Source organism: Pseudomonas sp. GW822-FHT02E03 (assembly GCF_058802325.1).
In genome coordinates this window covers 90,411-102,413 of the sequence record NZ_JBXAOA010000003.1, presented here as the reverse complement: position 1 = coordinate 102,413, position 12,003 = coordinate 90,411, and the positions used below count along the sequence as shown (strand labels likewise).

Annotated in this window: 6 protein-coding genes; 2 read left to right on the top strand and 4 right to left on the bottom strand. The window is 59.9% G+C overall.

The window, feature by feature from the left end; all coding sequences use genetic code 11:
* Positions 1 to 175: 175 nt before the first annotated feature.
* The 4 genes from AC1RQB_RS03550 to mexE all read right to left on the bottom strand — a co-directional run bounded on the left by AC1RQB_RS03550 (position 176) and on the right by mexE (position 7,445).
* Positions 176 to 1,231 (bottom strand): tetratricopeptide repeat protein, encoded by a 1,056-nt coding sequence (locus AC1RQB_RS03550; protein WP_063343643.1) that lies wholly within the window; start codon positions 1,229 to 1,231, stop codon positions 176 to 178.
* Between the two features lie 338 nt (positions 1,232 to 1,569).
* On the bottom strand, positions 1,570 to 2,991 hold the full coding sequence (locus tag AC1RQB_RS03545) for an efflux transporter outer membrane subunit (RefSeq protein ID WP_063343644.1): 1,422 nt from the start codon (positions 2,989 to 2,991) through the stop codon (positions 1,570 to 1,572).
* Positions 2,988 to 6,179 carry an efflux RND transporter permease subunit gene (locus tag AC1RQB_RS03540; RefSeq protein ID WP_063343645.1) on the bottom strand — a complete coding sequence of 1,064 codons (3,192 nt, stop codon included), beginning with the start codon at positions 6,177 to 6,179 and terminating at the stop codon, positions 2,988 to 2,990. The genes AC1RQB_RS03545 and AC1RQB_RS03540 overlap by 4 nt, the downstream gene beginning before the upstream one ends.
* A gap of 12 nt (positions 6,180 to 6,191) precedes the next feature.
* Positions 6,192 to 7,445 carry a multidrug efflux RND transporter periplasmic adaptor subunit MexE gene (mexE, locus tag AC1RQB_RS03535; RefSeq protein ID WP_063343646.1) on the bottom strand — a complete coding sequence of 418 codons (1,254 nt, stop codon included), beginning with the start codon at positions 7,443 to 7,445 and terminating at the stop codon, positions 6,192 to 6,194.
* A gap of 299 nt (positions 7,446 to 7,744) precedes the next feature.
* Here mexE and AC1RQB_RS03530 point away from each other — a divergent pair, with 299 nt between their 5' ends.
* Positions 7,745 to 8,938, top strand: a complete 1,194-nt coding sequence (locus AC1RQB_RS03530; RefSeq protein ID WP_219734659.1) for a substrate-binding domain-containing protein — start codon at positions 7,745 to 7,747, stop codon at positions 8,936 to 8,938.
* Positions 8,926 to 11,946 (top strand): EAL domain-containing protein, encoded by a 3,021-nt coding sequence (locus AC1RQB_RS03525; protein WP_063343648.1) that lies wholly within the window; start codon positions 8,926 to 8,928, stop codon positions 11,944 to 11,946. Before AC1RQB_RS03530 ends, AC1RQB_RS03525 begins: the two co-directional genes overlap by 13 nt.
* Positions 11,947 to 12,003: the final 57 nt, after the last annotated feature.

Below are 12,003 nucleotides of genomic sequence, written 5' to 3'. Positions count from 1 at the left end.
CGAGACGGCGGTTCAACCTTTTGTTGCTCTGATTTGTAGCAGCTGCCGAAGGCTGCGTTCGGGGGCGCAGCGCCCGTCGGTCAATCGATGACGAGTGCTACGCGCTCGAACGCAGCCTTCGGCAGCGCCCACAGGCGCGTAGGAGCTGCCGAAGGCTGCGATCTTTCGATCTTGATTAAAGCCCTTGCTGCAACGCCGGATCATCCGGATTGAGCTGCTCCAGCTGTGCCAACAGAATCTGTACGTTCTGCAACTGACCGCTTTCCTTCCAATAGTTGATCAAGAGCACCCGCGCCTTGCGGTCGGCCGGGTGGCGCTGAACGATTTCCTGCAGCTGGCTCTGCGCCGCTTCCAGCTCTTGCTCAGCATGCAGCGTGGTGGCCAGGTCGTAGCGGTAATCCTTGTTGTCGGGCTCAAGCTCCACGGCTTTGGACAACCCGAGCAGGGCGAACTCACTTTGCCCGTGATGCAGCAACCATAGCCCCAGCGCATGTTGCAGGTAGGCCGAGTCAGGCTGGGCCTTTAGCTGCTTGGCCAACAATTGCCTGGCAGCATCGCTTTGGCCCTGTTTATCCAGCACTTCGATCTGCATCACCAGTGCCGGCAGGTTGCCGGGCTCCAGTTGCAACGTGCGCTCCAAGGCCTGCTGCGCTTCCTTCAGCTCGGCATTGTGCAAGTGCAGGCGCGCCTGTTGATAGTGGATCTCGGCCGTTTCCGGCTGACCCTTGAGGAGTTGCTCCCAAGCATCGATGGCTTGCTCCAAAGGACCAAAGTACAACCCCAGTTCATCCGGCGTCAGGCCCAGCAAGGCGTTGACCGCGGCAAACCGGACGCTCGGATCGCTGTCATCGAGCAAGGGCCCCAGCAACAGACTGCGCTGACCACTGGGCACTAGCCCGCTGATGCTTTTAATCGCCGCGATGCGCACATCCGCCGAGGGATGTTGCAGGTCCGCATCCGCCAGTTTCAGGGCTTGCGGGCTTGGGTAGTTGGGCAGTTCGGCATGCAGCCAGACACGGCGCTTGGTCGACAGGTCAGGGCGGCCCAATTGCTGATAGAGCACCCGCGCCGCGCCCGGTTGACCCGCGCGCGCCTGGGCCAGTGCTTCGCTGTAGCCATGTTTGATCGCCGCCGGCACCACGGGTGTCGTGCTGCGCAGGAAAAACCAGGCGAGGGCGAGGGTAAACAATACGCAAACGCTGATGAGCAAGTAGCGGCGGGACTGAGGCATGCAGGAATCCGGGGTGGCAGGTTTTGCAAGGTCATCAGCTTCGGTCAGGCCGGGCTGTGAGTCAAACCAGGAGTGAGGTTTTCGCGATTCGAGCCTGGTAGGGGAACTGTCCAATCATGATCCCCCGCAATCTCTGTGGGAGCGGGCTTGCCCGCGATTGCGTCGGTACATCCAACATCCATGTGCCAGACAGACCGCTATCGCGGGCAAGCCCGCTCCCACAGGGGGGGGCGGTGACTTCAGCACCATACATCGACAAAAAAAAGCCCCGCGACCGAATGAGGCGCGGGGCAAAAGAATTGGTTGGTTGCGGCCAACCAAAGGAGCTCTTTGAAACGTTACTTGCTGGCGACCGTCTCTGGTTGCCAGCCGCCGCCAAGGGCTTTGTAGATCGCGACAATGCCGCGATACAAATCGACTTCGGCCTGGGCCTGGGTGTCTTCGGCTGCGAGGCGCTCACGTTGGGCATCGAGCAGCACGAGGAAGTCCACGGTGCCTTCGCGGTAGCGAATGTCGGCCAGGTCCGCGGCGGCGCGGCTTGATTCGCTCTGACGAATCAGCGAGATCAGGCGCTGCTGACGTTTGCCGTAATCGCTGAAGGCATTTTCCGACTCTTCCAGCGCCAGCAGCACCTGCTGCTCGTAGGTCGCCAGGGCGCCTTCGGCTTCAGCATCGGCACCGCGCAAACGGGCGCGCACGCTGCCCAGGTCGAATGCCGCCCAGGTAATGCTTGGGCCCAGTGCCCAAGCGTTGGCCGCCGAGGAACCGATCTGCGACCCGCGTCCGGCGGTGAAACCGAGGAAGCCGCTGAGGCTGACCCGCGGGAACAAATCAGCCTTGGCCACGCCGATGCGGGCGGTGGCAGCCGCGAGTTTGCGTTCGGCGCTGCGGATGTCCGGACGCCGTTGCAGCAATTCGCCCGGATCACCAATGGGCAGGGCCTTGGCGATCGCTGGCAAGTCTTTTGGACTCAGGTCGACGGTCAGCTTGTCCGGACGCTCGCCCAGCAGGGTGGCGATGCGGTTGCGCTGACGAACCTGTTCGGCCTGCAGCTGCGGGACGCTGGCTTCGACAGAGGCCAGGCGTGCATCGGCGCGAACCACGTCCAGCTGATCGCCGACACCGGCATCACGCAGGCTTTCGGTGATCTTGCGCGACTCCTGCTGGTTGTTCAGGTTGGCCAGGGCAATCTTTTCCCGCAGCTGTGCGCCGCGCAGTTGGCCATAGGCGTCCACCAGTTCGGCAATCATGGTGACTTGCAGTTGGTAAAGATCGGCTTCGGCGGCCTGCTGTTCAGCGTTGCTGGATTCCAGGTTGCGCTGGATGCGACCGAACAAGTCCAGTTCCCAGGCCATGTCCAGGCCCAGGTCATAGCGTTCACTGCTGACCCGGTCGGTGGTCTGGCCGGGAATCTGCCCCTTGGCCAGATCACTGCTGGCGCGGCTGGTGATGGTCGGCATGGCGTCATTGCTGGCGTCATCGCGAATCGCCCGGGCCGCTTTCCAGCGAGCGAAGGCCACGCGCAAATCGCGGTTGCCTTGCAAGGATTGCGTCACCAACTGGTTGAGGGTCGGATCGTCGAACTGCTGCCACCAGATGCCTTCGAAACGAGCGCGGTCAAAGTTCTTCTGACCGGCGCTGCCATCGGTGGCGGCCGTGATGTTGGCCGCCTCCGTCGCTGGGGTTTTGTAGTCCGGGCCAACGGCGCAGGCACTCAGGGCCAGTACCAGAAGGCTCGGCAGGAAGGCTTTCAGGCTCATTGTTGCGCCTCCAGTTGCTTGTCCAATTTCAGCGCCTTGGCCGCTTTGCGCGCTTCACCGCGCTCCACAAAGTTGCGAATCAGTACGTAGAACACCGGTGTCAGCAACAGACCGAAGAAGGTCACCCCGAGCATCCCGGAGAACACCGCCACACCCATGGCATGACGCATTTCAGCACCGGCACCGCTGGAGAAAACCAGAGGCACCACACCCATGATGAACGCGAAGGAGGTCATCAGGATCGGCCGCAGACGCAGACGGCAAGCTTCCAGCACCGCTGCCAGCGGGCCGAGGCCTTCTTCCTGTTTATCCTTGGCAAACTCGACGATCAGAATCGCGTTCTTACAGGCAAGTCCCACCAGTACGATCAAACCGATCTGGGTGAAAATGTTGTTGTCACCGCCCGAGGCAATCACACCGGTAATGGCCGACAGCAGGGTCATCGGTACGATCAGGATCACCGCCAGTGGCAGGCTCCAGCTTTCGTATTGAGCCGCGAGTACCAGGAATGCCAGCAGTACGCAGAGCGGGAACACGAACAGCGCGGTGTTGCCGGACAGAATCTGCTGGTAGGTCAGGTCGGTCCACTCGTAGGTCATGCCGTTGGGCAATTCGTCCTTGAGCAGTTTCTCGATGGCTTTCTCGGCCTGGCCGGAGCTGTAGCCGGGGGCTGCCGCACCGTTGATTTCAGCGGTGATGAAGCCGTTGTAGTGCATCACGCGGTCCGGCCCCGAGGTGTCGCTGACCTTGATGAAGGTCGCCAGCGGAATCATCTCGCCCCGGTTGTTACGCACTTTCAGCTGACCGATCTGGTCCGATTCGAGGCGGAACTGCTGCTCGGCCTGAACGTTGACCTGATAGGTGCGACCGAAGCGGTTGAAGTCGTTGGCATACAGCGAACCCAGATAGATCTGCAGGGTGTCGAAGATGTCGCTGACGGCAACGCCGTGGGTCTTGGCTTTTTCCCGGTCGATGGCGGCATCGACCTGCGGCACGTTCACGGTGTAGCTGGTGAACAGGCCGGCCAGTTCCGGCACGCTGTGGCTTTTGGTAATGATGTTCATGGTTTCTTTGTACAGCTCGTCATAGCCCAGGTTGCCCCGGTCTTCGATCTGCAGGCGGAAACCGCCAATGGTGCCCAGGCCTTGTACCGGCGGCGGCGGGAAGATCGCCATGTAGGCTTCCTGAATCCCGGCGTACTGGCCGTTCAATGCACCGGCAATCGCACCAGCGGACATGCTCGGATCCTTGCGCTCGTCGAACGGTTTCAGGGTGACGAACACGATGCCGGCGTTAGGGCTGTTGGTGAAGCCGTTGATCGACAGACCCGGGAAGGCCACCGCGCTTTCCACGCCAGGCTGTTTCAGGGCCAGGTCGGACATACGCTTGATCACGTCTTCGGTACGGTCCAGGCTCGCGGCATCCGGCAGTTGCGCGAAGGCCACCAGGTATTGCTTGTCCTGGCCGGGTACGAAACCGGTCGGGGTATTGGAGAAACCGAAGAACGTCAGCACCATCAGACCGGCGTACACCAGCAAGGCGATACCGCTGCTGCGGATAACCCGGCCTACAGTGCCGACATAACCATGGCTGGCCTTGTCAAAGAAGCGGTTGAACGGACGGAATAACCAGCCACCGAAGATCTTGTCCAGAACCTTGGAGAAGCGGTCTTTCGGCGCGTCATGGCTCTTGAGCAACACGGCGGCCAGCGCCGGCGACAGAGTCAGCGAGTTGAAGGCCGAGATCACGGTCGAAATCGCAATCGTCAGGGCGAACTGTTTATAGAACTGCCCGGTCAAGCCGGAGATGAACGCAGCCGGGATAAACACCGCACACAGCACCAGCGCCGTCGCGATGATCGGACCGGTCACTTCGCGCATCGCACGCTTGGTGGCTTCGACAGGGGTTAATCCGAGCCCGATGTTTCGCTCGACGTTCTCCACCACCACAATCGCATCGTCGACCACGATACCGATGGCCAGTACCAATCCGAACAGCGACAAGGCGTTCAACGAGAAGCCGAACAGGTGCATCACAGCAAACGTACCGATCAGCGAAACAGGCACTGCCACCAACGGAATGATCGAGGCGCGCCAGGTTTGCAGGAACAGGATCACCACGAGTACCACGAGGATCAGCGCTTCGAAGAGGGTGTGAACCACCGCCTCGATGGAACCGCGCACGAAGATCGTTGGGTCATAGACGATGCTGAAGTCCATGCCTTCCGGGAAGTTCTTCTTCAGCTCGGCCATTTTCTCCCGAACGTCGTTGGAGATCTGGATAGCGTTGGAGCCAGGGCGCTGGAAGATCGGGATCGCCACCGCCGGCTGGTTGTTCAGCAAGGAACGCAGGGCGTATTGGCTGGAGCCGAGTTCGACGCGAGCGATGTCTTTCAGGCGAGTGATTTCACCATTCTCACCGGAGCGAATAATGATGTTCTCGAACTCTTCCTCGGAAACCAGTCGACCTTGGGTGTTGACCGACAGCTGGAACGCCGTGGCATTCGGCGCAGGCGGAGCGCCCAGGGCACCGGCCGCCACTTGACGGTTTTGTTCACGAATCGCGGTGACCACATCGGTCGCGGTCAGGTTGCGCGAAGCGGTCTTGTTCGGATCGAGCCACACCCGCAGCGAGTAATCGCCCATACCGAACAGCTGCACATCACCGACACCGCCCAGACGCGCCAGCTCATCCTTGATGTTGAGCAAGGCGTAGTTGGACAGGTAGAGCATGTCGTAGCGTTTGTCCGGCGAGGTCAAGTGCACAACCATGGTCAGGTCGGGCGAAGCCTTGTCGACGGTGATACCGATGCGCGTCACTTCCTCGGGAAGCTTGGGCTCGGTCCGGGTCACGCGGTTCTGAACCTGCACCTGCGCGTTGTCCAGGTCGGTGCCCAGCGCGAAGGTGATGGTCAGCGTGATCTTGCCGTCGGCGGTGGACTGCGAGGACATGTACAGCATGTTCTCGACGCCGGTGATGGCTTGCTCCAAAGGAGCGGCCACGGTTTCACCGATGACTTTAGGGTTGGCGCCCGGGAAGTTGGCACGGACCACAACGGTCGGCGGCACGACTTCCGGGTATTCGCTGATCGGCAACTGGAACAGCGAGATGGCGCCGGCGATCAGGATCAGCAGCGATAGCACCGCTGCGAAGATCGGCCGTGAAATGAAGAATTGGGAAAAATTCATCGTAGAGATCCCTTAACCGCGTGGAGTCGCAGCAGCCACTTTCACAACCGTACCCGGCGCGACCTTGGCAGGTGCGACTTGGGGCAGGTTGCTGGCTTCCAGCGCTTGTCGTTGTTGAGCCAGAGCCGCGAGAGTTTCCTGGCTGGCCATCGGGATCACTTCAGGGGTGACCGGTGAACCAGGGCGAACCCGTTGCAAGCCCTTGACGATGATGGTGTCGTCCTTGTTCAGGCCGCTGCGCACGATGCGCAGACCTTCGATCTTCGGACCCAGTTCGACGGGGCGGTAAGCCGTTTTGTTGTCGGCATCCATCACCAGCACGAACTTTTTACCCAGGTCGGTACCGACCGCTTCGTCGTTGATCAACACCGCGGAGTAAGTGCCGCTGCCCACCAGTTTCAGGCGTGCATAAAGACCCGGGGTGTAGGCGCCGTCGCTATTGTCGAACACCGCGCGACCGCGGATGGTGCCGGTCTTCGGGTTGACCTGGTTGTCGACGAAGTTCATCTGGCCCTGGTGGGGGTTGCCGTCTTCATTGGACAGGCCGAGGTAAACCGGCGTGGTTGCGCCGCGTTGGCCCTGGCGGGCGAGCTGGGTGTACTTAAGGAAGACACGCTCGTCGGCGTCGAAGTAGGCGTAGACCTTGTCGGTGGACACCACGCTGGTCAACGCGGTGGTATCGGCGGTCACCAGGTTACCGGCGGTGATTTCAGCACGGCTGACACGGCCGCTGATAGGCGCCGTGACGCGGGTGAAGCTCAGGTTCAGTTTGGCCAGGTCCAGTTGCGCCTGGAGCGCGCCGACGGCGGCGCGTGCTTCTTGAGCGGCGCTGGTGCGCGAGTCGGCAAGTTCGGCGGAAATCGCGTTGCTGGTGCGCAGACGTTCGCCGCGCTGAGATTCGTTCTCGCTACGGGTGGCGGTGGCGCGAGCCTGGGCAACCAGGGCTTCGAGGCGGCGGACCTCAGCCTGGAAGGGGCGCGGATCGATCTGGAACAGCAGGTCGCCTTTCTTGACCAGCGCGCCTTCGGTGAAGGCCACATCATCGATCTGGCCGGAAACCCGTGGACGAATCTCTACCGTTTCCGGCGCTTCAAGGCGCCCGGTGAATTCGTCCCACTCGTTGACCGGTTGCTCCAGCACCTTGGCCACGCTGACTTTGGCCGCGGGCATCGTGGCGGCAGCGTCCGGGGTCTTGCCGCAGGCGCTCATCACCAGCACGGCCAACAGGGCCAAGGGGAAGCGCAAATGTTTGAGTGACTGTTCCATGGATGCATCCGCCAATGTATTGAGATGGACGGATGATGCTTGGCGGGGTTGTATGGCACGAATCGAATGAACCGAAGGTAACTATCATTCGGAATGATATAAGTTCATTGCAAGCCCTCTAGCATGCACCTTCCGTTGGCGGGCTTTCAAATGAAATGATGAAAAATCAGAGTGAATACCAGCTGGCCTGAATGTTCAGGACTAAAGTTCGCGCACTTTCCCCACAAAAGACCTGATGACAGCAGAACCGACTATCCTTTCGGATAGTGAACGCTGCACTCTTGGCAAAAAGGGACGCCATGCCAGACTATGAACGCGCCATCAGCTCCAGACCCGGCATTACATGCGGTGATCGAACCTGTCTGATCAGGCCCTGGTTACTCAGGCCCTGGCTACTTTGGATAGCTTCAATTACGGTTTTCTGTCTTTTCACGGCAACTCCCGGATACGCTGTCGAAAACGCCACGGTTACGGTGATTCAAGCGCAGGAAATCGTTTCCAGGGCCACCCTTGAAGCCGTTCGCTGGAGCGGCCCTGAATCCGGCCCGCGAGCCCTGCGGGGCAAGAGCATCGCCCTTGTCGCAGAAGATTTGCGTAACGGAGGAATCGTCGGTGTCGCGCAGGGCGCTCGCGAGGCAGCCAAGGTGATGGGCTGGACGCTGAAGATATTCGATGGCGCTGGATCATCGGCCGGGCGCGCAAAGGCCTTTTCCGATGCCCTGGCAGCGAAACCCGATGGCCTCATCCTGTGCGGCTCCGATGCCCTTGAAAACAATGCGGCGCTAATCCTCTTCGCCAACAGGGATGTGCCGGTGGTTGGCTGGCACGCCGGGGCACGCCCCGGGCCGATTGACGGCACGCCGGTGGCCATGAACGTCACGACCGACCCGCTCGAAGTGGCTCGCCTCACGGCCATGGCGGCCGTGGCACAGTCAAACGGACACGCCGGCGTGGTCATCCTGACCGACTCCAAGTACAGCATCGCCATGGCGAAAGCCAAGGCCATGGAAAACGTCATTCGGGCCTGTCGGGAATGTACGTTGCTGGAAGTGCGTGATGTCGCGATCTCCGAAAGTGGCGAGAAGATGCCGACGATCACCAAGGAGCTGCTTCAGCGCTATGGCAAGCGCTGGACCCACACGCTGGCCATCAACGACATCTATTTCGACTACTCGATTGCCTCATTGACCAGTGCCGCAATACCCAGTGACGGCATCAGCCTGTTGTCTGCCGGTGATGGCAGCGCTTCGGCTTTCTTGCGCATACAGGCAAAAACCTACCAGACCGTCACCGTGGCCGAGCCGCTCAACCTGCATGGCTGGCAAGTGATGGATGAATTGAACCGGCTGTTTGCAGGTCAGCCGGTGAGCGGCTTCGTAGCGCCGATTCACCTGGTCAATGCCGACAATATCGCCTTCGACGGCGGGAAGAAATCCCAGTACGACCCGGACAATGGCTATCGAGACATCTATCGCCAGCAATGGAATCCCTGACATTGGACGTTACTTCCCGGCTCGGACGCCGGCTATTGCCGCAATCTCTACGCGCACAGTTCACACTGGCATTTCTGACGCTGGCGCTGCTGATCCTGGCGAGTGGTGCAACTGCGGTCTACGCCTTGCGCACGTCAAACAACGGCACCCGCCAGTTGACGGAAGAACGACTGGTGCGCATGCAAAATGGGCAAGACATGCTGCAGCGTACCTTGCTGATCGAACGCCAGACCGATCAACTTCTGACAACCCGCTCCCCCGACACCCTGCGTTCAAGCTATGCGGCGACCGTCGAACAGCTTGAAGCCCTTGATCAACTGGTGCAGCAGCTGACTGCCGCGAACAGTGGCGTGGCGATACTCGACATGCATCAGTCGAGTCAGATGTTCCGCAATACCGCCAACATCGTTGCGCAGTTGCGAGAAAGCCTGCTGCAAACCGAGGTCACCTTCAAGCAAATCATGGAGGATCACACCGCCCGGTTAACCGCGGCCCAGACCCGGGCCAGCCTGGAACTGGCGGTGTTACTTTTCGATCTGCCGCAGGCTGTCGACAGTAATGCCGTGCAACGGCTGCGGATCCGATATGAGCGCCTGTCACGCACCACAGGCAAGCTACCCGACGCTAATGTGGAGACGCCCGATCTCTTCTCCCTGCGCCTGAGGCTCATCAATCAGCACAACGTCATACAGCACTTCAATGAGGAACTGAAGAACGAGGCCGGGGTTCTGGTCGCGGTGGCCCGTGCGCAATCCAGTGCTTACACCGAAGACTATCGCCAAGCCCTGCAGCGCTTGGTCGAGGACTCAAATCGTAGCCAGCAATGGGTGCTGATCATGTTGGGCGCCAGCCTGGTGTTTGCCTGGTTCGTGACCCGGGTCTTCATGGGGCGTCATGTGCTCGTGCGTCTGAATGAAATAAGCCGGCAATTGCGTCAGGAGCGCACTGACCAGACGCATTTGACGATGGCGGAACATGGGAAGGACGAGATCGGCAACATGGCTCGCGCGGTGAATCAATTCCTCAAAGACCGACTTCAGCTGGAAAAAAGAACGGTCCAGTTGAGCATCGCCACAGAACGGCTCGCCTTGCAAAACAGCCGATTAGAGCAAGAAGCCGTGATCCGTGCCGGACAAGGTCATGTCCTGGAGCTGATCGCCAGGAGCACCGAGCTTGCAGAAGTCCTCGACAGCCTGGCTCACTTGGTCGAGTCCCAACTGGAGGGGATGATGGTGTCCATCCAGGTGCTGGATGAGGATGGCAAACACCTGCTGCACGGGGCTGCGCCCAGTTTGCCGAAAGCCTATAACCAACTCATTGACGGGATTGCGATCGGTCCGAACGTCGGTTCATGCGGCACCGCGGTGTATCGACGAGAACCGGTCATCGTCACCGATATCGAGCTGGATCCGCTGTGGGAGGAGTACCGTTCAGTCGCCGCGCCCTATGGATTTCGCGCGTGCTGGTCGACGCCGATTCTGTCCCATGAGCGAAAGGTATTGGGTACGTTTGCCTTGTATTCCAGCACCGTACGCAGCCCCAGCTCGACCGAGACACGACTGATCAACATGGCGACACCTCTTGCCGGCATTGCGATAGAACGCCAACTTACCGAAAAGCGCATTCGCTATATGGGTGACCATGACGCACTGACCGGGCTGCCGAATCGCACACTGCTCGAAGACCGTCTCAAGCAGGCAATACTTTATGCTCAGCGCTACAGCCGGCTGGTGACGGTGGTGTTTCTCGATCTGGACAAATTCAAACTGGTGAATGACAGCCTTGGGCACAGTGCTGGAGACGAGCTGCTGAAAACCGTCGCCCAGCGCATGCTGGAGTGTGTACGCCGCACCGACACCGTCGTGCGACTGGGTGGCGACGAGTTTGTGATCATCCTGTTCGACCAGCCCTCAGACCTCGACGGAGTTACTCCCGCCCTGCACAAAATCCAGGAAGCCATCCTGCGACCGATTCAGCTCAGCGGACATACACTCCACGTCACCTGCAGCATGGGGTTGGCCACCTATCCCGCCGACGGCAGCGATACCGACACGTTGCTCAGCAATGCGGACGCCGCCATGTACCGGGCCAAGGAGCTGGGTCGCAACAGTTACCAGTTCTATACGAGCGAGATGAATAATAAGGTTCAGGGCAAGCTCGCCATGCAAGACGGGCTTCGAAACGCACTCAACCATGACGAGTTCCTGTTGCTGTACCAGCCACAGGTGGATTTGCAGTCAGGTCAGATTATCGGCGTAGAGGCACTGATCCGCTGGCAGCACCCCGAGCTCGGCATGGTGTCTCCAGTCAAATTCATTCCGCAGGCCGAAGAGACCGGGTTGATCGTGCCCATCGGCGACTGGGTGATTCATACCGCGTGCAGACAGAACAAGGCCTGGCAGGATGCGGGCTGGCCGCCGATCACTATGTCGGTGAATATTTCAGCACGCCAGTTCATCGAAAGGGACCTGATCGACCGGGTGATGCATGCCTTGCAAGAAACCGGACTGGACCCGATGTACCTTGAGCTGGAGCTGACCGAAAGTCTGATCATGCAAGACCTTCAGCAAGCCATCAGCAAAATGAAGGAGCTGCAATCAATGGGGATCAGTCTCTCGATCGACGACTTCGGCACCGGCTACTCCAGCCTCGCAGCATTGAAAAGTTTCCCGATCGCGAGACTCAAGATCGACCAGTCTTTCGTGCGCGATCTGCCCGACAACGAGAACGACAAAGCCATCGCCACCGCAGTGATTTCTTTGGGGCACAAACTGAACCTGAAGGTCATTGCCGAAGGTGTCGAAACCGAAGAGCAGCAAACCTTCCTGCGTGAAAACGGCTGCGATGAAATTCAGGGCCACTTTTTCAGCAGCGCGGTCAGCTGCGATGAAATCAGTGTGTTACTGCGTACGCCCCGGTTGCCTCAACCGAGCCGCATTGCGAGCCCTGACTCGCTCAGGCGGAAACGCGTTGTAAAACGCCCAGGCAGTCCAATACCCGGGCGTTAATGACTCAGCGTACGGTAACAGGCTGCTGTGTCAGAAGCCGATCGCCTGGGTACTTCG